The 22,730-nt window shown below is 42.3% G+C and carries 20 protein-coding genes; 13 read left to right on the top strand and 7 right to left on the bottom strand.

Annotated elements, in window-relative coordinates; all coding sequences use genetic code 11:
- Position 1 precedes the first annotated feature (1 nt).
- Positions 2–457 carry a MarR family winged helix-turn-helix transcriptional regulator gene (locus MP3633_RS13880; protein ID WP_176335983.1) on the bottom strand — a complete coding sequence of 152 codons (456 nt, stop codon included), beginning with the start codon at positions 455–457 and terminating at the stop codon, positions 2–4.
- 106 nt (positions 458–563) lie between these two features.
- Here MP3633_RS13880 and MP3633_RS13875 point away from each other — a divergent pair, with 106 nt between their 5' ends.
- Entirely contained in the window at positions 564–1,016 is a 453-nt protein-coding gene (locus MP3633_RS13875) for a DUF2798 domain-containing protein (RefSeq protein WP_176335982.1), read from the top strand.
- Positions 1,017–1,037: 21 nt separating this feature from the next.
- On the opposite strand, the gene modC is transcribed toward MP3633_RS13875, so the two are convergent.
- Genes modC through MP3633_RS13855 form a run of 4 tightly spaced genes read right to left on the bottom strand, consistent with a single transcriptional unit; the run spans position 1,038 to position 4,014 of the window.
- Positions 1,038–2,141: a molybdenum ABC transporter ATP-binding protein gene (gene modC, locus MP3633_RS13870; RefSeq protein WP_176335981.1), complete on the bottom strand. Its 1,104-nt coding sequence runs from the start codon at positions 2,139–2,141 to the stop codon at positions 1,038–1,040.
- Positions 2,138–2,836 (bottom strand): molybdate ABC transporter permease subunit, encoded by a 699-nt coding sequence (gene modB, locus MP3633_RS13865; RefSeq protein ID WP_112137194.1) that lies wholly within the window; start codon positions 2,834–2,836, stop codon positions 2,138–2,140. Before modB ends, modC begins: the two co-directional genes overlap by 4 nt.
- Positions 2,837–2,859: 23 nt before the next feature.
- On the bottom strand, positions 2,860–3,648 hold the full coding sequence (gene modA, locus MP3633_RS13860; RefSeq protein WP_176335980.1) for a molybdate ABC transporter substrate-binding protein: 789 nt from the start codon (positions 3,646–3,648) through the stop codon (positions 2,860–2,862).
- A 36-nt stretch (positions 3,649–3,684) separates the two neighbouring features.
- Positions 3,685–4,014, bottom strand: coding sequence for a Rieske (2Fe-2S) protein (locus MP3633_RS13855; protein WP_176335979.1), 330 nt, complete (start codon positions 4,012–4,014; stop codon positions 3,685–3,687).
- 287 nt (positions 4,015–4,301) lie between these two features.
- Between MP3633_RS13855 and MP3633_RS13850 the strand changes: the two genes are divergently transcribed.
- Together MP3633_RS13850 and MP3633_RS13845 are read left to right on the top strand one after the other, a co-directional pair.
- The gene (locus tag MP3633_RS13850) at positions 4,302–6,602 is read left to right on the top strand and encodes a transglycosylase domain-containing protein (protein WP_176335978.1); all 2,301 of its coding nucleotides are present in this window, start codon (positions 4,302–4,304) and stop codon (positions 6,600–6,602) included.
- 254 nt (positions 6,603–6,856) lie between these two features.
- Entirely contained in the window at positions 6,857–7,693 is an 837-nt protein-coding gene (locus MP3633_RS13845) for a substrate-binding periplasmic protein (protein ID WP_176335977.1), read from the top strand.
- 59 nt (positions 7,694–7,752) lie between these two features.
- Here MP3633_RS13845 and glgA read toward each other — a convergent pair whose 3' ends face one another.
- Complete coding sequence (glgA, locus tag MP3633_RS13840; RefSeq protein WP_176335976.1) at positions 7,753–9,216, bottom strand: glycogen synthase GlgA; 1,464 nt, start codon at positions 9,214–9,216, stop codon at positions 7,753–7,755.
- Positions 9,217–9,307: 91 nt separating this feature from the next.
- On the opposite strand from glgA, the gene glgC reads away from it, so the two are divergent.
- From glgC to acpS, 8 genes are all read left to right on the top strand, one after another.
- Complete coding sequence (glgC, locus tag MP3633_RS13835; protein WP_176335975.1) at positions 9,308–10,561, top strand: glucose-1-phosphate adenylyltransferase; 1,254 nt, start codon at positions 9,308–9,310, stop codon at positions 10,559–10,561.
- A 361-nt stretch (positions 10,562–10,922) separates the two neighbouring features.
- Positions 10,923–11,555: a riboflavin synthase subunit alpha gene (locus MP3633_RS13830; RefSeq protein ID WP_176335974.1), complete on the top strand. Its 633-nt coding sequence runs from the start codon at positions 10,923–10,925 to the stop codon at positions 11,553–11,555.
- A 247-nt stretch (positions 11,556–11,802) separates the two neighbouring features.
- Complete coding sequence (gene lepA, locus MP3633_RS13825) at positions 11,803–13,608, top strand: translation elongation factor 4 (protein WP_176335973.1); 1,806 nt, start codon at positions 11,803–11,805, stop codon at positions 13,606–13,608.
- A gap of 50 nt (positions 13,609–13,658) precedes the next feature.
- On the top strand, positions 13,659–14,483 hold the full coding sequence (gene lepB / locus MP3633_RS13820) for a signal peptidase I (RefSeq protein ID WP_176335972.1): 825 nt from the start codon (positions 13,659–13,661) through the stop codon (positions 14,481–14,483).
- 18 nt (positions 14,484–14,501) lie between these two features.
- The gene (rnc, locus tag MP3633_RS13815; protein WP_176335971.1) at positions 14,502–15,185 is read left to right on the top strand and encodes a ribonuclease III; all 684 of its coding nucleotides are present in this window, start codon (positions 14,502–14,504) and stop codon (positions 15,183–15,185) included.
- Positions 15,178–16,086, top strand: coding sequence for a GTPase Era (era, locus tag MP3633_RS13810; RefSeq protein WP_112137215.1), 909 nt, complete (start codon positions 15,178–15,180; stop codon positions 16,084–16,086). The genes rnc and era overlap by 8 nt, the downstream gene beginning before the upstream one ends.
- 6 nt (positions 16,087–16,092) lie before the next feature.
- Positions 16,093–16,830, top strand: coding sequence for a DNA repair protein RecO (gene recO, locus MP3633_RS13805; RefSeq protein WP_176335970.1), 738 nt, complete (start codon positions 16,093–16,095; stop codon positions 16,828–16,830).
- Between the two features lie 28 nt (positions 16,831–16,858).
- On the top strand, positions 16,859–17,245 hold the full coding sequence (gene acpS, locus MP3633_RS13800; RefSeq protein WP_112137219.1) for a holo-ACP synthase: 387 nt from the start codon (positions 16,859–16,861) through the stop codon (positions 17,243–17,245).
- On the opposite strand, the gene MP3633_RS13795 is transcribed toward acpS, so the two are convergent.
- A complete protein-coding gene (locus MP3633_RS13795) occupies positions 17,212–19,992 on the bottom strand; it encodes a response regulator (protein WP_244959652.1) in 2,781 nt (926 codons plus the stop codon). The genes acpS and MP3633_RS13795 overlap by 34 nt on opposite strands.
- Before the next feature lie 415 nt (positions 19,993–20,407).
- Here MP3633_RS13795 and cysM point away from each other — a divergent pair, with 415 nt between their 5' ends.
- Complete coding sequence (gene cysM / locus MP3633_RS13790) at positions 20,408–21,301, top strand: cysteine synthase CysM (RefSeq protein ID WP_112137223.1); 894 nt, start codon at positions 20,408–20,410, stop codon at positions 21,299–21,301.
- Positions 21,302–21,407: 106 nt separating this feature from the next.
- Complete coding sequence (rlmD, locus tag MP3633_RS13785) at positions 21,408–22,724, top strand: 23S rRNA (uracil(1939)-C(5))-methyltransferase RlmD (RefSeq protein WP_176335968.1); 1,317 nt, start codon at positions 21,408–21,410, stop codon at positions 22,722–22,724.
- Positions 22,725–22,730 lie beyond the last annotated feature (6 nt).

Here is a 22,730-nt window from a genome sequence, read left to right as displayed (position 1 = left end):
ATTATCCGCGCTCTTTTTTGTGGTTGATGGCGTTTAGTTTTGTTAGCATTTTTGCGCCTACGGACAAAAATTGCTGTAATTCTTCATCGCTCACTTCTGATCTCATTTCTTTTAATACCGCCTTGTCGGCGTTTTCAAGCGCCATATAACAGGCCAGTCCGTTGTCTGTTAATTGCAAAAACTGGCTGCGTTTATCGTTTGGATTGGGACGTTTTATGACCAATCCTTCGGCAATCACTTCTTTGACCAATCTCGTAATTTGTCCTTTGTCCTTTTCTGTCACATCCGCAAGAAAGTTTGCCGTGCAATTTTCGGTGTTGTGAATGCGTTTCAGAATCATAAAGTACAAAGGCGATAAGGGAATGCCTTGTTCCTTCATGATGCTTTTCATGGATATTTTTAACCCATTGATTGTGCTGATTAATAGCGTTTGTAACTCAGATTCATGGTTATTCATTATTTTTTTATCCAATATAGTTGACCTTGTCAACATAATTTAATATAGTTGATCTTGTCAATTTGTTTTGCGTATTTTATCCAAACTATTCCTAGAGGGAAGACGTATGTCATTAAAAGTTCAGAAAATATCTATTGTTGCCAGTTTAGTGATTGCTATGGGAGGAACCTTAACCTTTTTAATGACGTGGCGAAATATTGGTTTTGCCGATCATTTTATGGGGGCGTGGTTATCTTCTTTTGCTTTGTGTGTACTGTGTATTGCGCCGATTGGTGGCATTCTTTCGTATTTGGTCCATCACCTTGTTAATGCTATTTTGTCTAGATTATCTTCCATGCAGCGTAATATTGTTTTTGGTTTGATTATGGCCATTATAATGGAATCTGTTATGGCGGTGGTTACGACGATAAACTTGCATGGCTTTTTAGAGCGAGGTGCTTTCCTGAATTCATGGACCACTACGCTGATGTCGGCTTTGCCTGCTGGTATTGTGTTTTCAATATTGATGTCGATTGTCATAAAACCAAAATTGACCGCTTTTTGGGCCAAAACCGCTTAGTTTGATGTGGTGGGTGGGGCTTTAGGATAAAACGGCAACCGATTTTATTTGAGCAATGATGGTTAGTCCTCGTTTTATAGACAATTTATGCGCTGATAAGGTGGTGATTCTCGCTAATATTGGTGTGCTGCCCGCGAGTAATCTGACCATCACCATGCTTGGGTCTTTTGAGTCGGTGATCATGTCATCAATGGTCACGGTTAAGCGATTCAATATGCTTGAATCGTCGTGATTACTGAGGGATAGACTCACGTCTTTCGATTGAATTCTTAGACGCAGAGTATCTCCTGTTTTTTCATTTCCTTGCTTAACGGCAATAACGTGGTTTTCAAAACTGATCCATGAAAGCCCCCATTCTGTTTCTTGTCGTGTGACTACACCTGATATCACAACACTGGCGTCATGGTACCGAGAAAATGAGGTACCGAGCTTGCCCAGTAACGTTTGTGTTTTCCCTTCTTCTATTACTCTACCTTTTTCTAAGACAACCATATAATCCGCTAACCGAATGACTTCATCTAATGAGTGACTGACGTAAATAATAGGGATTTTTGCACGCTGACAGAGTTGTTCTAGATAAGGGAGGATTTCTTGTTTTAAGGCATCGTCTAACGCGGCTAACGGCTCGTCCATCAGCAGCAGTTTAGGTTGAATGAGTAGCGCTCTGGCGATGGCGATTCGTTGGCGCTCACCACCGGAGAGTTGCGATGGGTATTGTGAAAGCACAGACTCAATATCCATTAGCTGAATGATCTCTGAATAGGATATAACGGATTGATTTTTATCGGCCCGTTTCATGGCAAATTGTAGGTTCTCTTGCGCGGTAAGGTGAGGAAATAAATTCGCGTCTTGGAATACGTAGCCTATTGGTCGCTTATGAGAAGGCAGTGACGATTTACTAGTTTGCCATGCTTCACCATTGAGGCTTATCTGGCCTTTTGAACTTTTTTCTAGTCCCGAAATACAGCGCAATAACGTCGTTTTACCTGATCCAGATGGGCCAAATAATGCGGTTACACCAACGCTTGGGATTTGTAAGTCGACATCCAGTATAAAACTAGACGTGCCTTCTCGCTGTTGTTTAATACGAAGGTGTAAAGTGTTAGCAGATGGGTCAAGCGTCATAATAAACCACCGGACATTGTGCTACTTTTCTGGCGTTTTTGGATGCTGTATAAAAAAACGAGGACAGTAAAAGCAAAGGCGATCATTAATAACGAAAGTGAGTGAGCTTGTCCGTATTCTAAGGCTTCAACATGATCGTAAATCTGTACTGAAATGACTCTGGTTTCATTGGGAATATTACCGCCAATCATCAACACGACACCAAACTCTCCAACAGTATGAGCAAAGCCTAAAATAGCAGCACTGATGTAACCGGGTTTTGCTAATGGAATGACGACATGAACAAACCTGTCCCATGGTGAGGCTCTTAATGTCGCTGCCGCTTCTAGCGGGCCTTCTCCAATAGATGCAAATGCGTTTTGAATAGGTTGAACGACGAATGGCAGTGAATACACCATGGAGGCAACAACCAGCCCAGTAAAGCTAAAGGGGAGTGGCGTGATCCCAAGTTGACCGAGCAGTTTTCCTATGGTGCCTTGCGGTCCTAATAAGAGTAACAGGTAAAATCCTAACACCGTTGGGGGCAATACAAGAGGCATAGCGACAATCGCGTTGATAGGACCTTTTAGCCAAGACTGAGTTCGAGTTAACCACCAAGCAATGGGGGTGCTGATTAAGATAAGCAGTAAAGTCACTAGGCTAGCAAGTTTTAGCGTTAACCATATTGCCCCGATATCTTCTGGACTTAATAGCATTCAGCGTTTACCCATGATTAGTTTTACTCTGTGGAATAACCAAACTGGAGGATTTCCTCTTGGACGTCGGCACGCATTATAAATGCCATAAAAGTCTTCGCTAATTCGGTATTATGTGTACGAGTCAGAATAACTGCAGCTTGATTAATTTTACCATGGAGCTCATTAGGGACGCTTATAAAATGGCCTTTTTTTTGCCCTGCAAATACCTGTGATAAAGCAACAAAACCTATTTCAGCATTTTGCGAATACACAAACTGATACGTCTGCCCTATATTTTCGCCTTGTACTATTTTGTTTTTAACGTCGTCCCAGATAGATAAATTACGTAGGCTTTCTTTCGCTGCTTTGCCATAAGGTGCCAATTTTGGGTTGGCGATGGCAATACGTTTTGCTCTTAAAATAGCGTCTTTCAAGGGGATTTCAGGAAGGGGATTTATTGACCAAAGTGCTAATTGTCCTTTAGCATAAATGATCAAGCTGTCTGGTAGCGCGAGTTGCTCTTTGATGAGGATTTGTGGTTTGGTTAAATCTGCAGAAAGAAAAATATCGTATGGTGCATTGTTTTTAATTTGTGCGAAAAATTTTCCTGAAGAACCGAACGACAATTGTAACGAATGTCCTGTTTCTCGCTCGAACTTTGTTGCAAGCTGCTTTATTGGTGAGATGAAGTTAGACGCAACGGCTAAGCGTAAGGTGTCTGCAAGAGAGTGAGAAGGGCTAAGTAATATACAAAAAAACATGGCAGATAGAACAATTTTCTTAGCATACATTTGAGTATATTGAGCAACTAAAAGCGTTTTGTCCGTCATGCTTTTTTATGTGATCCAAGTTGAAAGGCGATACTACTAAGCCAGTAATAAATAACAATTCCCTTGCTCTATACCGACCGTAGCCTTTTTCAAATGGCTGCCTATGCAAGGGCCAATAATGCAAGTGCCGTCTAGTGGAGAAAAAAGGGCGCCATGGTGATGGCATTTTAAATAATCTCCTTCTTCATCTAGCACAGAGTTAGAAGAACAATTTAAAGGTTTCTTTTGGTGCGGGCAAAGGTTTTCATAAACAATAATTTGCCCTTTTTGCTTCGTGACTAAGAAGTTATATTTTTCTACTGTGATATTCAGCGCTTTGCCTTCAGGAAGGCTTTGCGTATTAGGTATAAGATGCTTATTAAACACGTGATTACCGCACTTTTTTTATAATTAATGTTGTTTATTTCAACAGAATTGACGCTTTCCATAATGATGCGAGTTAGGGTGGTTTTTATAGTAACCGCGTTCTCGTGGTGTTTTCTTTCAATTCTAATGCCGACTTAATGAATATAATTAAGGAAAATGTCAGTTAAATAAACTTTCCGTGAGCAAAGACTCTAAAGCGCCGCGATAGATGAGTCAATATGTAAGAATTAAGTTAGTTCGTTTTTGATCGTTGCCTGCGTGCAACAAGCTCCCTATACTAGCCCGCTATGCCTAGAAAAACTCCAGTAAAATCTTCACGTAAGTCATTGACTCAAGCGAAAAAAACACCTAAATCTTCTTTTTTGAAGAGGATATTTCGTATCCTTTTTAAATGGGGGGTTATTTTTAGTTTGGTGGCCAGTATTCCTTTTGCTGGTTGGGTGTGGTGGTTAAACGGTCAGGTTGTTAGTCGTTTCGAAGGACAAAAATGGCAAGTTCCATCAGAAGTTTACAGTGCGCCTATCATTTTGATAAGCGGTGCACCTTGGAAAAAGCAGGACCTCGAAAACCTTTTGGAAGAAACTGGCTATCGATTTGGCCGAAACAGCCAGAAAGTAGGATGGGCCGCTCGCAGTCGGACAAAAGTCAGTGCGCATTTGCGTTCCTATGTTGACCACCTTGGCTTTCATGAAAGTGAAAGACGTATTTTTTCTTTTCAAGATGGACGTTTAGTCATTCAAGCCTTAAACGGTGATGAAATAGATGAGGCGCGAATTGAACCTCAGCGCATCGGCTTCTTGTACGGCGGCAACACCGAAAGCCGTCAAATCTTAACGTACGATGAAATCCCCAAGCCTTTAATAGCTATTTTGATCGCGGTAGAAGATCAGGAGTTTTACCATCATTGGGGGATTTCGTTGACGGGTATTGCTCGTGCGGTGGTGGTCAACTTTACACATGGTTCTCGTCGTCAAGGTGGCTCAACGCTGACCCAGCAACTCGTTAAAAATATGTATTTGAGTTCAGAGCGAACTTACACTCGAAAGCTGACCGAAGTCGTGATGAGTCTATTACTTGAATATCATTATTCGAAAGAAGCCATTATTACCGCTTATATGAACGAAGTGTATTTGGCTCAATTAGGCAGCAGTGCTTTGCACGGGTTTGCAGCGGCTAGCCAGCATTTCTTTGGCCGTCCAGTGAATGAGCTTAACCTTGATGAATTTGCTCTTTTAGTGGGCATGGTAAAAGGTCCATCTTTGTATAACCCTGAACGCTCTCCAAACCGAGCAAAAGCTCGGCGTAATACGGTATTGGCGGTATTAAAAGATCAAGGGCGCTTATCTGATTCAGACTACAAACGCTTAATAGAGCAACCTATTCGTCTTGCCAGTAAGCAAAAAGAGCGCTCTGTTTATGGTGATTATTTGGATTTGGTGGCGATGCAATTGTCACGAGATTTTGATGAAGCCACGTTGGCGACAAAAAATTTACGCATTTATACCGGTGTCGATATACGTGCTCAACGAGCGGCGAGTATTGCCATGCGACGTCAAGTGGCTGCGTTAGAGCAGCGGGACCCTAAGTTGAAGGGACTGCAAGGCGCTATGGTGGTTACCGACAGATTGTCAGGTCAAGTGCGTGCCGTTGTAGGGTCTAGTGGTCAGCACTATACAGGGTTTAACCGTGCTCTAGGGGCGGTCAGACCGATTGGTTCATTGGTTAAACCTCCGCTTTATTTATCTGCTTTAGCAACAGGACGCTACACTTGGTGGACAAAAATCGAAGACAAACGTCTACGTTTTAATGTTGGTGGTCAGATTTGGGAGCCAGAAAACTACGATAGAAAGACCCATGGTGTTGTGCACCTTTATGAGGCTATGGCGAAATCTTATAACTTGGCGACTGTTTCATTAGCACAACAAATTGGCTTTGATCGCGTGGGAGATACCTTACGTCAGTTAGGAGTAAAGCGTTCCTTTACGATGCATCCAGCGATGGCGTTAGGCGCGTTGGAGTTATCCCCATTTGAGGTGTCGCGCTTATATCAACCTATTGCTTCTCAGGGAAGGAGCAGTGAACTTGGTGTCGTGCTTGCCGTGATGGATCAAAATGATCAGTTGTTGAAACGCTTTGATCGTAAAAATGATGTGCCTTTTACGGATGCTTTATTGGCGGTAACGCTGGACGGTATGACAAAAACACCGAAAATTGGTACCGCCCGAGCGGCTCAAGCGGCTTTTCCAAATTTGAATTTCGCAGCGAAAACAGGCACGACTAATGAGCAAAAAGACAGTTGGTATGTAGGGATTACGGGTGATTATTCTTCTATAGTCTGGCTTGGTGACGATGATAACGTACCATTAAGTATTACTGGCAGTAGTGGCGCTCAGAAAGTATGGATTGATTTCACTAAAAATGTAAATCCTAGATCATTACCTGATGGCTTGCCCAATGGTGCAGCAAGATTCAATGTATTAGACAATAAGTTTGAGATGGCGGCTGATCGCTGTGAGAATAAGGTCTCGCTCGCTTTTATTTTAGGTACGGAACCAAAAGAAAGCAGCTCTTGCTTCTGGCCTTTTTAAATTTAGTCAGATGGAAAGCAAAAAGTTGATTGGTAATTGATTTTTCTTACATTGCCTCTTAGGTTATTGAAAATTAACAATTTAGTGGTTTTTATTTCCCTCATGCCTTTACGAGCATAGAGTTTAAGGTTACTTTGTAAAAGGTTGCAGTAAAGAGTTGGTCAGGTGCTCGTTGGAATCTAGCATTATTTTTATTTGCAAAAGAAAAAGTGTCACTTGTTGTTTTAATTTTACTTGTAAGGAAGTAGTGCTATATGCGACTGCATACATACATGATTAGCTGTTTGATGACGGTAACTTTTTTCTATACAGGCGTTGCTTCTGGGCAAGGGGTTCCATCTCAACCTTCGTCGTGTACCTCTCTTACCGCGTCGGGAAACTCAGAATACCCTCCTTTTTTGTGGCGGGAGAGCCCAACATCCATTGAGTTAAACGGCGTTAATCGTTTTATTATTGATGAGCTAAGTCAGCGTATTGATATTCCTATTAAACTTATCCATGCTGGTCCTTGGTCTCGCGCCCAAACCGAAGTAAAAAATGGTCGAATTGATTTAATGGCAGGCGCTTTTTATACCAATGAGCGTGCGGATTATATGGATTACTTTACGCCAGTGATGTTGCATACGACGAGTGTGGTTTGGCAGCGTAAAGATAAGATGTTTCTATTTAATAAAAAAGAAGATTTAGAAGGAAAATGGGGTGTCACCGTTATTAATAATAGCTTTGGTCAAGAGTTCGACCAGTATGCTCAGCGTAAACTTAATATATTAGCGGTAGCGAGTTTGTCGCAAGCTTTACGCATGCTAGAAGCGGATCGAGTAGATTATGTTTTGTATGAAAAAAACCCCGCTTACGCTTATGCCACTATGATGAATTTGTCGGAAACGATTGTTCCTGTGATGCCTAACATTAGCAGCGAAGGTTTGTATTTGACTATGTCTAAGAAGTCATCTTGTAATGACAGTAGTGTTAAGCGTCGTATTGCGATTGCTTTGCAGGAAATGAAGCAAGATGGTTTTACTGAAAAGGCGCTGGTTGATGGAGTGCAAACGTGGGAAGCTCGTAGCCGCGTAGATTTATCGTTAAAGTAGAATGGTAGAGAGGGCGTCGCCGCGGCCTCCCTACTTGTACTATTACTATATTGAGCAAGTTATTTATTGAGCAGGGATTGATATAGATTGATCCATTGATCTGTCACTACGTCCCAGCTGTAATCGTATCTCATCGCGTTTTTCTGCTTTTCCTGCCACTTCTCAGTGTCATTGAAGCATTCCATACAGCGTTCCATTGCTGATTTTAAAGACTCTGCATTGGCTTCTTTAAAGACGAAACCATTGGCGCGCTTTTCATTCCCAGGTACAGCATCCCCAAGTACCGCATCCTCAAATACAGTATCTGCTAATCCGCCAGTGTGTCTTACAACCGGTAATGTTCCGTATTTTAGAGCATAAAGCTGAGTTAATCCGCAGGGCTCGAATCGAGATGGAATGAGAAGGGCGTCGATACCGGCTTGAATTCGATGAGAGTAGTCTTCGAAGTATCCGATGCGAACCGCTACTTGTTCAGGGTAGGTTTTTTGTAGTGCTAAATACCCAGATTCTAAATGTTTATCTCCTGATCCAAGAACCACAAGCCGTGCGCCTTTATCCAATAGTGCTGGCATAACCTCTAAAACTAGGTCTAGCCCTTTTTGTTCTGTTAGTCGGCTTACGACACCAAAAACAGGTTTGCTGGTGTCTTCTGATAAGCCGTTCTCTTGTAATAAAGCGAGTTTGTTTGCTTGCTTTTGATCGAGGCTTTCTACGTCATAGTTATGTGGAATCAGCGTGTCTTTTTCTGGAGACCATTGGTCGTAATCGACACCATTTAAAATACCAGAGAGCTTCTCTTGCATCGCTCGTAGTGTGCCATCTAAACCATCGCCATATTCAGGTGTTAATATTTCTTGTGCGTAGGTTGGGCTCACTGTAGTGATGGCGTCGGCATACACTAGTCCTGCCTTTAGCCCAGAGAAGCGACCATAAAATTCCATTCCGTGGATACTGAGTAATTCAGGTGATAAATGTGTGTCGACAAATTTATCCATATCAAAGCTGCCGTTATAACGTAAATTATGAACGGTCGTGACAATGGGAAGGTGTTCTGTTTTCCACTCCTTTAAATAAGCCGCCGCAAAGCCTGTTTGCCAATCGTTTAGGTGGAGTATGTCGGCTTGCCAGTCCATTAGGTCGCCATGTAAGGCTAATGTAGCGGTGGCCCATGATAGCGCGGCAAAACGTATATGATTATCCGTAAAGTCTATGCCATGTTTATCGACATATGGGCCATCTTCTCTTTCGTAAAGCGCTTGGCATTGTAGCAGCCAGATAGGTGTATCGTTTTCTGGTATATGAGTCTCAAGAAGGAGCAAATCACCGACTCCAAAAGGATTTCCTAGGTTGATACTCTTTTGAATAGGCGCTACCTTTTCAAGTATGCCTCGGTAAGCTGGCATGATGAGTTTGACATCGTGACCTTTGTTTCTTAAAGCAACAGGGAGCGCGCCAGCAACATCGGCCAGTCCACCGGTTTTTATTAAGGGGTAAATTTCAGAGGCTGCAAATAGTATTTTCATTGTTGGGCATCTTATTGATTTGGAATAACGATCAGAGTATACCTAAATGAAACTTAATAGAGTGTGTTGATAAAAATTTTAAGGGCATCACATGGATTTAAATACGGCGCGTATGAAAACTTTGTCCATTATTTTAGCCGGTGGACGTGGCTCAAGATTAAAACAATTGACGGATAATCGTTCTAAACCCGCAGTGCCTATTGCTGGTAAGTATAAGATTATTGATTTTCCACTTTCTAACTGTATCAATTCAGGGATGCGGCGCATTGCTGTTCTGACTCAATATCGATCTCATACTCTGAATCAGCATGTGCAAAGAGGTTGGAACTTCTTACGTTCAGATTTTAATGAGTTCATTGAGCTTTGGCCTGCTCAGCAGCAAACAGGTAGTGATTGGTATCGAGGGACTGCGGACGCTGTTTATCAAAACTTGAGTATGATAGACGGGTTGGAAAGCGAATATATTTTGATCCTAGCGGGAGATCATGTTTATAAACAAGACTATAGTCTCATGTTACAGGATCATATTGAAAGTGGTGCGGATGTTACGGTTGCTTGTATAGAGGTGCCTCTGAAGGAAGCGGATCAATTTGGTATTATGCATGTCGATGAAAACGATAATATTATTGCTTTTGAAGAGAAACCTTCCAATCCCCCAACTATGCCAGGCAACCCCGATGTGTCTCTTGCTAGCATGGGGATTTATATTTTTAATACCAAATTTTTGTCGGAAAACCTGCGGTCCGACGCCCGTGATGAGGACTCCAGTCATGATTTTGGTAAAGATCTGATTCCGTTGTTTGTTGGGCGTAGTAAGATTAAAGCGCATCACTTTTCTCAGAGTGTCATCGATAACAAAAGCTATCCTGACACCCCTTATTGGCGTGACGTTGGTACCTTGACGGCGTACTGGGAAGCCAATATGGATTTGACCCGTTTGGTTCCTGAGTTGGATTTATACGATGAAGATTGGCCTATTCGAACCGCTCAATACCAACGACCAGCGGCCAAGTTCAACTACAATTACGAAGAACGTATTGGCACGGCGCTGAACTCGGTGGTGTCGGCGGGTTGTATTGTTTCAGGTTCAACGGTTGAACAATCCATTTTATTTAACAATGTGAGAGTAAATTCTTTTTCTCATGTGAATAAGTCTGTCGTGCTTCCTCGTTGTGACATAGGCCGCTATTGTCGTTTGACGAAAGTGGTCGTTGATTCGGATTGTTGCATTCCTGAAGGGACGGTTATCGGTGAAGATCCTATTGCTGATGCTGCTCGTTTTTATCGTAACTCCGATGGTATTACGTTAGTCACACAAGGCATGATTGAAGCCATGTCTAAGTGACTTAGGATTAGGTTTTATTCTTATTGAAAACCGCTCTTTTGAGCGGTTTTTTTGTTTCTGAGTTAACCTTGGAGGGGTAACTTTCGATGAGGTTGGACGACCTATATTAAGCTATTGTCTTGGTGCGGCTTGAAAAATCATAAATGAGTCGCATTAGTAGGGTTTGGTTTTATCATAGATTCACCAAGAGGGTTATCCCCGTAACCTGTGGATAACCCTCTTGGTGAATCTATGATAACTCACGTAAAGCCACTCGTTATGCCGCTTTCATCATAGGTGTTCATTTCTTCTTCAGTCTTTGATTTAGCGTACGTTATTTAGCTAGAATAGCTCATATATTACTTACCAATGAGGAGATTTCATGTTTACGGGTATTGTTCAGGGCACCGCGACGGTTCAAGCAGCCAGTCAAATTGGACGTAATAAGCGTCTAGACGTGGTATTTCCTACTGGGGTTATGTTGGGGCAGCAGCTTGGTGCAAGTGTTGCGATCAATGGTGTTTGTCTTACTGTGGCAGAAATTGGTCATGATGTGCTGACATTCGATGTGATTGATACCACGTTAGCGTTGACAAATATTGGTCTATTGCAAATTGGCGATATCGTGAATTTTGAGCGCGCGGCAAAAATGGGGGATGAAGTGGGTGGGCATATTATGTCTGGCCATATCATGACGTCCGTGTCTGTGTCGCGGATCGAAAAAATAGAAGAAAGTGTTCATATTCGCTTCACCACAGACCGTCAAAACGAGGTAGACGCAAGACGTTACTTATTTAATAAAGGCTACATCGGATTAAATGGTTCTAGTTTGACGATCAGCGACATTGGTAATGATTGGTTGGAAGTTTCTTTGATCCCAGAGACACTCAGATTGACGACGTTTGGTTCCTTGACGCTCGGCGATAGAGTGAACCTAGAAATCGATGCTCATACTCAGGCAACCGTGGATACTGTCGAGCGTATTCTAAAAGAGAGAGGCATTGTTTTACCGTAAAGATCGCGCTTGTATCAATGGTATCGACTCTAACGCGGTTGATCTTTGAAATAAATGGAGTCCTTGCTCGATTTTCGGTAGAATGCACGCCAATTTCTATCCTGAAAACGTGTTGATAACTCTTTTAATTAGGTCGATATCATGATGCGAACTAGTTTATGTCACATTTACATTGAAAAATGTGCATATCCGACCGATTTATCAACAGGTTATCATTCAAGTATCGCTTTTAAAGTGTGAGTAAATAGTGTCCTCTAATAATCTTAAGCACATACGTAACTTCAGTATCATCGCGCACATCGACCACGGAAAATCGACCTTAGCAGACCGTTTTATTCAAATCTGTGAAGGTTTGAGTGAGCGAGAAATGTCCGCTCAAGTTCTTGACTCAATGGATATTGAGCGTGAACGTGGTATTACCATTAAAGCCCAAAGTGTGACGTTAGACTACCATGCGAAAGACGGGAAAACGTATCTGCTGAACTTCATCGATACGCCTGGGCACGTGGATTTTTCCTATGAAGTTTCTCGGTCCCTTGCCGCCTGCGAAGGGGCTTTACTTGTGGTTGATGCCGCTCAAGGTGTAGAGGCTCAATCGGTTGCTAACTGCTACACCGCAATAGAGCAGGGCCTTGAAGTAATGCCTGTTCTGAATAAAATTGACTTGCCTCAAGCCGAGCCCGAACGTGTCTGTGCCGAAATCGAAGAGATTATTGGTATCGATGCTATGAATGCGGTGACTTGTTCCGCAAAAACAGGTGTGGGTGTAGACGATGTTCTAGAGCGCTTGATTGCGACAATTCCACCACCAGAAGGTGATGTAGATGCGCCGCTGCAAGCGTTGATTATTGACTCTTGGTTCGATAACTACTTAGGCGTTGTTTCCCTTGTTCGTATCAAGCAAGGTACGTTACGGAAAAAAGATAAGATTTTCATCAAATCGACCAAACAAGCTCACCCAGTTGACATGGCGGGTATTTTCACACCGAAACGCAAAGAAACGGGCGTCCTAAGAGCGGGTGAAGTGGGTTATGTTGTGGCCGGTATTAAAGACATTCACGGTGCTCCCGTTGGTGATACCATCACGCATGCTTCTACTCCAGATGTTGCCCAATTAAAAGGTTTTCAAAAAGTGAAGCCGCAGGTTTATGCGGGTGTTTTCCCGGTTAGCTCTGATGATTTTGAAGACTTCCGAGTTGCATTGAATAAACTGACATTGAACGATGCATCTTTATTTTTCGAACCAGAAAGTTCTGATGCCCTTGGGTTTGGTTTCCGTTGTGGTTTCTTAGGTATGCTACACATGGAGATCATCCAAGAGCGCCTAGAGCGTGAATACAATTTGGATTTGATCACCACAGCACCGACGGTAGTGTATGAAGTCGAATTGAATAATGGTGAGATTGTCAATGTAGATAGCCCATCAAAAATGCCTGATCCTGGCACTATCAAAGAAATGCGCGAACCAATAGTGGAAGCCAATATATTGGTACCACAAGAATACTTAGGCAATGTGATTACCTTGTGTATAGAGAAACGTGGCGTTCAGAAAGATATGTTATATGTTGGCCGACAAGTGCAACTGCGTTATGAATTGCCGATGAACGAAGTGGTGATGGATTTCTTTGATAAATTGAAATCTTGTAGCCGTGGTTTTGCGTCTTTGGATTACAGCTTTTCTCACTTTAATGCTGCTCCATTATGCCGTTTGGACATCATGATCAATGGCGAGCGAGTTGATGCATTGGCGCTCATTATGCACAAAGACAACGTGCAATATAAAGGGCGTGCTCTGTGTGAAAAAATGAAAGAACTGATTCCTCGTCAAATGTTTGATGTGGCGATTCAGGGTGCAGTCGGTGCAAAAATCATTTCTCGAACAACGGTTAAAGCATTGCGTAAAAACGTTATCGCCAAGTGTTACGGCGGTGATGTAAGTCGTAAGAAGAAACTCTTACAGAAACAAAAAGACGGCAAAAAGCGCATGAAGCAAGTGGGGAATGTGGAAGTACCTCAATCGGCTTTCCTTGCGGTTTTGCAACTGGATAGCTAGCCAGACAATCAACAGGTGTGCTAATGCGCACCTTGATGGAGAAATGAAGTATGGGTTTTGATTTCGAATTGATACTGGCCATAGCGTTTTTGGTGACTGGTGTCTTCTGGGTTTACGATCGCATTGTGTATTTTCCTAAACGAAAAGCAGTATTGGCTAATATGGCGCCGGAAACTCGAAGCGCTATCAACAAGGATGCGCAACAACGATTAGCAGAAACACCTAAATTTGTAGTGGAAGTGAAGTCTTACTTCATCATCATTGCGGTAATTTTTGGTCTTCGTTCACTCGTTGTAGAGCCTTTTCAAATTCCATCTGGCTCTATGTTGCCTACCTTGAAAATAGGCGACTTTATTCTCGTCAATAAGTTTGACTATGGCCTTCGTTTGCCTGTTTTGAATACCACTATTATTCCGACTACAGTGCCTGAACGTGGTGATGTGGTTGTTTTTAAGTATCCACGAGATCCTAGTCTAAACTACATTAAGCGCTTAGTTGGTCTTCCCGGTGACAAAGTGAGTTATCACGATAAAATATTGACGGTGAATGGGCAAAAAATCAGCAAAGAGTTTTTGGCTAAGTTACCGGTTTCTTTGAATCCAGATCAAGAGCCTGTTGAGCTGTTTAAAGAAAATCTAAGTGGTGTACAGCACAACATTTATAATAGTTTTCGATTTACGCCTCATGAAGGAGACTGGGTTGTTCCTGAAGGACATTACTTTGTGATGGGGGACAATCGAGACAATAGCGCAGATAGCCGATTTTGGGGTTTTGTGCCAGATGAAAATATGAAAGGCCGTGCTTTTTATGTGTGGCTGCATTGGGATGATTTTTTTAGTATCCCGAGCATTAAAAATAACGGTTTGATTGAATAAATATTTTTTGGAGAAATTTTGAGTTCATCGTATCAGAAGCTGAGTCGGCGAATTGGTTACTTTTTTGCTGACCTTGGACTGCTTGAGCTGGCGCTAACGCACCGTAGTTTTGGTGGGAAAAATAATGAGCGCCTTGAGTTTTTGGGCGATTCTATCCTTAACTACGTGATTGCTGAGGATCTTTTTCATCGTTTTCCAAAAGCCAAAGAGGGCGAATTAAGTCGTTTACGAGCATCACTGGTCAAGGGGGATACACTGGCTGAATTAGCACGTGAGTTCCAATTAGGTGACTATCTTAAATTGGGTGCAGGTGAATTAAAAAGCGGTGGTTTTAGGCGCGATTCTATTTTAGCAGACACCGTTGAAGGTATTATTGGCGCTATGTATTTGGATGCTGGTATGGACGTGTGTCGCCAGCATGTTCTGGAATGGTATAAGTCACGTTTGGATGCTATTTCCTTAAAGGGAGTGACTAAAGACTCGAAAACGCTCTTACAAGAGTATTTACAAGCGCGTAAGCACGCGCTGCCGCAATATGATGTGGTGAATATTGTGGGTGAACCACACGATCAGACTTTCTATGTACATTGTTTTATAGAACTCTGTGAAGAAGCCATTGAAGGTAAGGGCAATAGCCGCCGAATCGCAGAGCAAATTGCCGCTGCGAAAGCATTGAAAAAATTGGAAAAGAAAAATGTCTGACGTTGAAGTTGAAGTTACGCACTGTGGTTATATCGCCATTGTTGGTCGCCCAAATGTGGGTAAATCGACTTTGCTTAATCACATACTAGGTCAAAAACTATCCATTACTTCACGTAAACCGCAAACAACACGCGATCAGATTCTTGGTGTAAAAACCGAAGGTCATGTTCAGGCGATTTATGTTGATACCCCAGGTTTGCATTTGGGTGAGACAAAAGCTATTAACCGCATTATGAATAAAACGGCCTCGGCCGCATTAAAAGATGTCGATGTGGTGTTGTTTGTGATTGATGCAGATCGTTGGACTGAGGAAGATGAAGCGGTTCTTCAGAAGGTAAAACACGCACGCTGCCCAGTTATTTTGGTGGTGAATAAAGTAGACCAGCTTGATCAGAAAGAAGATTTATTACCACGCCTAGCGAATTTGTCTGATCGTATGAACTTTGCGCAGATTGTCCCTATTTCTGCACTGCGCAATAAAAATCTGGACCGGTTAGAGCGTTTAGTAGAAAGTTATATCCCAGAAGGGGTGCAATTTTATCCTGAAGATCAGATTACCAATCGCAGCTCTCGTTTTTTGGCCGCTGAAATTGTGCGTGAAAAAATCACTCGCCAACTGGGTCAAGAAGTGCCTTATGAAGTCGCGGTGCAGATTGAGGAGTTTGTTTACGAAGAGTCGGCAATTCACATCAGTGCGCTGATTTTAGTTGAACGTAATGGCCAAAAGCGGATCATTATCGGCGAACGTGGTGATAAGATTAAGCTTATTGGCAAAGAAGCACGTATTGATATGGAGAACTTGTTTCAACATAAAGTAATGTTGAATCTCTGGATTAAAGTCCGTTCTGGTTGGTCTGATGATGAGCGTGCGTTAGCCAGTTTAGGCTATCAGGAAGAGTAATTTCTAATGCGCGTTTCTGCGTATGTCATCCATACACGCCCTTTTCAGGACAGTAAGATTTTGCTCGATATGTTGACGCTCGAGCAAGGTTTGATTAGGGGGGTGTGGCGATTACCAAAAAAAGAGGCCCGGGTCATACCTGGGCCTTTTTTATGTTACGAGATGGAGTTTTCTGGTCGTAGTGACTTAAAAACAGTAAAGAGCTTGGAGTCGGTCAAGTCCGCTTCTTCATTAGAAGGGCTGCCTTTGTATGCGGCGTTCTATGCCCATGAATTACTTGAAAAACTGCTGCCAGCCAATTTACCGTTACCTGATGTTTACGTGCTGTATAAGTGGCTAATTGAAAGCTTATATTCAGGTGCGCCGATTGCGCCTCTGTTACGACGGTTTGAAGTGGGGCTATTTTCGGAATTAGGTGTGGGCATTAATATGGTGTCTACTGGTCGCGGTGACTCTATTGAGGCTCGTCAGCTTTATCAGTTTCACTACAAGTTTGGGCTGCGACCTTATTATGGTGAAATACCAAAGCAAATGCCGATGTTATTTGTTGAAGGGCAAGTTGCATTGAATTACCACAGTGGTAAATGGATGGACAAGCAGGTATTGAGTCTGGCTAAAGAGTTGCATCGTCACTGGTTGGACAGTTTATTGAGCGGTAAGCCAGTTGTGTCTAGACGACTATTGCCAAAACAACCTTTTCAAGGCGAGCGTCACTTGGGTGTGCCTATTTTTCGAGTCTTGTAATGGAATGATTGTATAAAGGAGAGAGCGTTTGATTATTGGTGTTGGAACGGACTTGGTAGATATTGCTCGTATTGCTCAGTCGATTGATCGTCTAGGAGAGCGTTTTATTGATCGTATTCTAACGGCGGACGAGAAGCAACGTTGGTCTGAAATTGGTAATTTAGATCAGGCAAACGCTTATGTTGCTAAACGTTTTGCGGCGAAAGAAGCTGCTGTAAAAGCGCTGGGTACAGGAATTGGTTTAGGTGTGAGTTTTCAGCACTTTAGTGTGAGTAACTTATCGACTGGACAGCCAGTGCTAACTGTCGATGCCAGCATATTGGCGCGTTATGATTTTCCATTAGCATGGCATTTAAGTTTGACGGATGAAAAGGCCTACGCTCAGGCTTTTGTTGTACTTGAATCAAAGGAATGAGGCCAAGGAATAAGCTGGCGGTGGCTGAGTAGCTCCTCTATGGCATCAATAAAGTCTTTCGCTACGCCGTCGACATCTTCGAATCCTAATTCCTTTAAATGTGTTTCTAAAAAGCCAGCATGGCGAGCAATATTGATTGTGCCTGTGTATTTTGAGGCACCATGTATTCTGTGTACGACTTCAATCATTTTTTCAGTGTCTTGATTTTCTAGGTGATGCTGAATCAACTTTTTCTCTGCATCCAACGAGTTTGCCAACATATCAAACATTTCTTTTGCTATGTCGGTTTTTCCATCGACGATGGCTAAGGCTTTTTCTAGGTCAAAAATTCCGATTAACTTGGCGTCAACTTGATCCTGAAATGTTTCTGTATTAGCGCGCCACGTCTCGATAGTACTCAGTAAAAGGTCTTCATCAATCGGTTTGGTTAAGTAAGCATTCATCCCACTGGCTAGAATTTGTTGTTGTTCTGTCCCCAAGGCGTGAGCGGTTAATGCAATAATAGGCGTATTCCTATAGAACTCCATTTGACGCAGCTGTCGAGTGGTTTCCATGCCATCCATTTCAGGCATTTGGATGTCCATAAAAATAAGGTCAAATTTATCATGATTTGCCATGTCAATGGCTTGCTGTCCACTGTAGGCCAAAGACACGTCTAAACCAATCGGTGTCAGCCAATGGTTTAATAGCTGCAAGTTGATTGGAGAGTCATCGACTGCCAGAATTTTGAGACCTTTTATTTTTTCGTTCAATGCACTTTTACCCACTTCCAGCTGTTGGCTAATGAGCGGCGTGGCGCTTTTATTAAGGTTTTGCAGGGCACTGTACAAGCGATCATGACTGATTGGCTTGAGAAGAATGTCGCTGCATAGGTTTTTTAAATCTGGGTAATGTGTGATTTGACCTGGTGGCTGAACCATAAGAATGCAAGGGATAGTAAACTGCTGTGCAGAGTAGGTAATCAGTTCACAGGCTTCGGCGACACTTTGGTCGTCGGGCATGACACTTAATAAAATAGCATCAATGCTACTGTGTTGTTTGTTCAAAATAGCGATCATTTGCTCTAAGTCGGAACACGCTATGCAGCTGACCCCAATACTCTTTAGATAGCTCTTTAGATAGCTCTTATAGGTGGTACTTGGTTCTAGTAAAATAACATGGCAATTAAGGTCGGGGTGGCTATTGTTCAGCTTCTGAGATGCTTTAAGGCTCAATGTGAAGCGGAAGGTAGAGCCAATACTAGGATCGCTGCTGACTTCAATTTTTCCATTCATCTGCTCAACAAGTTTTTTGGTGATAACCAATCCCAGACCGGTTCCGCCAAATTGTCTGGTAGTGCTGGTATCCACTTGAGAAAAAGGCTTAAACAAGCGATGGATTTTGTGTTCCGCTATGCCAATGCCGGTGTCTATAACCTGAAAAGATAAGGTGATTACTTGGGGGCTTTGAGAGTGAAGAGAGACTTTGGTGCGAACGGAGCCTTGGTGTGTGAACTTAATGGCGTTCCCAATAAGATTGGTTAAAATTTGGCGTACTCGTGTGCTGTCACCAATAAACCATTCAGGCACGTCTTGGCTAAACTCAGGAACCAAATCGATTTGCTTTTCTTTACTTAATAAGTTGATGCTCAGCGTTTGGTATACATCGTCGATAAGAGCTTTAAGGTTGAAGTGATTACTTTCCAGGCTTAATTTCCCAGCTTCGATTTTTGAAAAGTCTAAGATATCACCAATAATGGCAAGCAGGCTATTGGTGGATTGCTCGATGGTATCAACGTAAAAGCGGTGTTGGGTATCAGTAATGTCCTTTTGCAGGGTTTTTGTATAACCCAGAATAGCATTGAGAGGAGTGCGAACCTCATGACTGATATTGGCAAGAAACTGTGATTTTAAGCGGTTTGACTCCATGGCTTCACGGTTTGCTATATGTAGTTGGGCGCTTTTCTCTTCCATACTATCCATACTACGGCGGATATCTTCGGTAGACTGCTCAATGCCAGAATTCAGTTCTTCATTATGGTGTTCTAATCTTTCTGTCAGATCGAGTAGGTCTTTTTGGAGAGAAGCGTATTCGGGCGGTAACTTCATCAGCTTTACTGTTGAAAACTGACCTTTAACCAGTTTATTTAAGGAGCCTGCAAGCCTGTTTATAGGTTGTGTTAGGGCTTTGGAAATGTGGAATGCACCTATAATAGTTAACACATTAAAAATAATAAGTATGAAAGTGACTAGACCTGCATATTGATATTTATCTATCCGGATGGCTGATTTATTGGCTTCAATTTTTACCCAGCCTATGAGGTTGCGTTGGTCAAGTGGGATAAATAAGTCGGTTTGAGTGTTAAAAACACCGTCGAGTGAATTGCTTGAGTAGTGAATGGCGTTGATAGATTCTAGATAGTCATCGTATTCTTTTAGGTATATGTTATCAGGAAAAGGAGTGTCTACCGATGTCGGTGTTTTCCCTAATTCAGCAATGATTTTTTGCTCGCTGTTAAATAGTTGAACACCACTTATGTCTTTATTATTGAGTGCGTTTTGGAGTATTCGATACATCATGTTTTGATCAGAAAATACAATAGCATATTCACTTGTGGTAGCGACTTGTTCCGTTATATTTGATGTACGTTCGTAAAGGTTTTGGTTTAAATCGTTAAAGCGAGTAGATACTAGAAACACACTTGCGAGCAGAGAAACAGCAAAAACAGGAGCGAACAATGCCCAAAATAGTTTGTTGCTTAGGCTCATGGTAGGAAGGTTCTGGAATATTTTTTTTATCATGCTAGGGCTATATTTCACGAGTTAATAGCAGGCTAAGTTGCCGTTGTTTTTACGCTTTTCACATTCTATTTCATAGTGACTGCACATCTTTTTTTTAGTGTTGGATGGTGTCTGAATGTAGGCGCATTCACGCCATTTCGTTCTGAGTTCTATATTGTTTAGTTTAGTGATTTTTGTAGTGGGTTTTTCACAGCTACTCATCATTAGGGCTAAAAAAAATAGAGTGAAAAAACGTATTACTAACATACTATTTACCAAGAATGCGAAAATGAAACTAAGTTTATAACGCTTTCTTATTGTACTGTTTAGGGTAAGTGTTCTTAAATAGTCACAGAGCGTTAAGTTTCATTCCCTATGCCACCAATGTCAATGAAGTTTTTTTATGATCCAGTACCCTAGTATTGAGTCCTTAATCGGACAAACTCCCTTGGTTCGCTTACAGCGTATCAACCCAAATCTAAGCAATACTATTTTGCTAAAACTAGAAGGACAAAATCCGGCGGGATCTGTAAAAGATCGCCCAGCTTTAAATATGATATTGCAGGCTGAACGCCGTGGTGATATCAAACCTGGTGACAGCTTGATTGAAGCCACCAGTGGTAACACTGGGATTGCCTTGGCGATGGTTGCGGCTATTAAGGGCTACAAAATGCATTTGATTATGCCTGATAATATGAGCCAAGAGCGCAAATCTGCGATGGCCGCATATGGCGCCATTCTGCATTTGGTAACGCAAGCAGAAGGTGGCATGGAGAGAGCACGAGATCTTGCTCAAGAAATGCAAGAACAGGGTGTCGGTATTGTGCTTAACCAATTTTCTAATCAAGACAATCCTAATGCACATTACCTGACAACAGGTCCAGAAATTTGGCAGCAAACTCAAGGAACTGTAACGCATTTTGTTAGCTCAATGGGGACAACTGGAACCATTATGGGGGTTTCCCATTATCTGAAAGAGCAAAATACAGACATTCAAATAATTGGCCTTCAACCACAAGATGGGGCGAGTATTCCAGGGATTCGCCGTTGGTCAAAAGAGTATTTGCCTTCTATTTTTGATGAGACTCGTGTTGATACCGTTATGGATGTCTCGCAAGAGGCGGCGGAAGTGACCATGCGTCGTCTTGCAAAAGAAGAAGGTATTTTTTGTGGAGTATCTTCTGGTGGTTCTGTTGCGACGGCTTTGTCTTTATCAGAGCAGCTAAATAATGCCGTTATTGTGGCCATTGTGTGTGATAGGGGTGACCGTTATTTATCAACGGGCGTGTTTGATTGATGAGTGATCAATAGGGTATTAAGGTTCGCTAACGGGTGCAGATCCGCTGATAGATGCGATAGAATGCCCTTACGTTATCCTAGATTCAGGAACAAGAGAGCCACCTTTGAGAAAAAGAACCCCCATACGTCGACAATCTAAGCCTCAACCGATAGGTCCAGTGCAGACTTTTACAGTAGATGGGCTGACGCACGAAGCGAAAGGCGTTGCCCGTTTACAGGGTAAAGTAACCTTTATTGGTGGCGCTTTACCTGGTGAAACGGTCGCAGCACAAATCATCAAATCAGGTCGTCGTTTTGATGAAGCGGTCTTGAACTCGATTATTGAGCCAAGTGCTTATCGGGTCGAACCCTCTTGCCAACATTTTAACGTGTGCGGTGGCTGTAGTTTTCAGCATTTAGCGGATGAAAAGCAACTCTCTTCAAAAGCGGATTGGTTACAAGGACAATTGCGTAATCTAATCACCACTCAAGAGCTTGAATTGTTGTCTGATAACTTCACGCATTACCGTCGGCGAGCACGTATTGCCATTGATCGAAAAAAAGGCACATTGTTATTGGGCTTTCGTGGCAAAGCTTCTAGCGACATCGTCTCCATTGATCACTGTGTTGTTCTTACTGGTAATCTACAAAAAATATTTTCTTCTTTAAAGCTTGAACTATCAATAAATGGTTTGGCAGATTCGTTGGGCCATATCGAATTGTTAGAAGACACAAAAGGGGTTTCAGTATTGTTCCGATTGACCTCTTTTATATCTGATGAACTTAAAAGGGCATGGGAAAGCTGGGCGAAAAAAGAGCTAATATCGTTGTATTGGCAAGCACCAAATACGAGCAAGGCCGAGGTTTCGTCTGAAAATATGCGTCATTATGATCTGGGTGAATTGAGGTTGGAATATCACCCTCAAGATTTTATTCAGGTGAACGCCATTATGAATCAAAAAATGGTGGCTCAGGCGATGGACTGGCTAAGTCCAAACAAGCAAGATGTTATATTGGATTTATTCTGTGGCGTCGGGAATTTTTCTTTGCCACTCGCACAACATGCACAGTCGGTTATTGGTGTAGAAGTGCAGGAAAGCATGGTTGAGGCAGCGAGAAAAAACGCTAGCCTTAACGGCTTTGATAATCTTTCATTTGTAGCTTCTGATTTGACTCAACCCGTTGCAAATGAGTTTATGAAGCAGAAAATTACAAAGGTACTGCTTGATCCTCCACGTGCAGGCGCGTTTGAGTTTCTTGATACCATAATAAAAATTGGACCTAAGCAAATATTGTACGTTTCTTGCAATGCCTCTACGTTAGCAAGGGATGCCGAATATTTGGTCGCAAAGGGATATCGTGTATTGCGCGTGGGGCTGATGGATATGTTCCCTCAAACCTCTCATGTCGAAACGATGATGTTATTGCAAAAAAAGAAGTAAATTGAA

The sequence above is a fragment of the Marinomonas primoryensis genome (assembly GCF_013372285.1).
Classification (GTDB): Bacteria; Pseudomonadota; Gammaproteobacteria; order Pseudomonadales; family Marinomonadaceae; genus Marinomonas; species Marinomonas primoryensis.
This window is presented reverse-complemented; position numbering and strand designations above follow the sequence as displayed.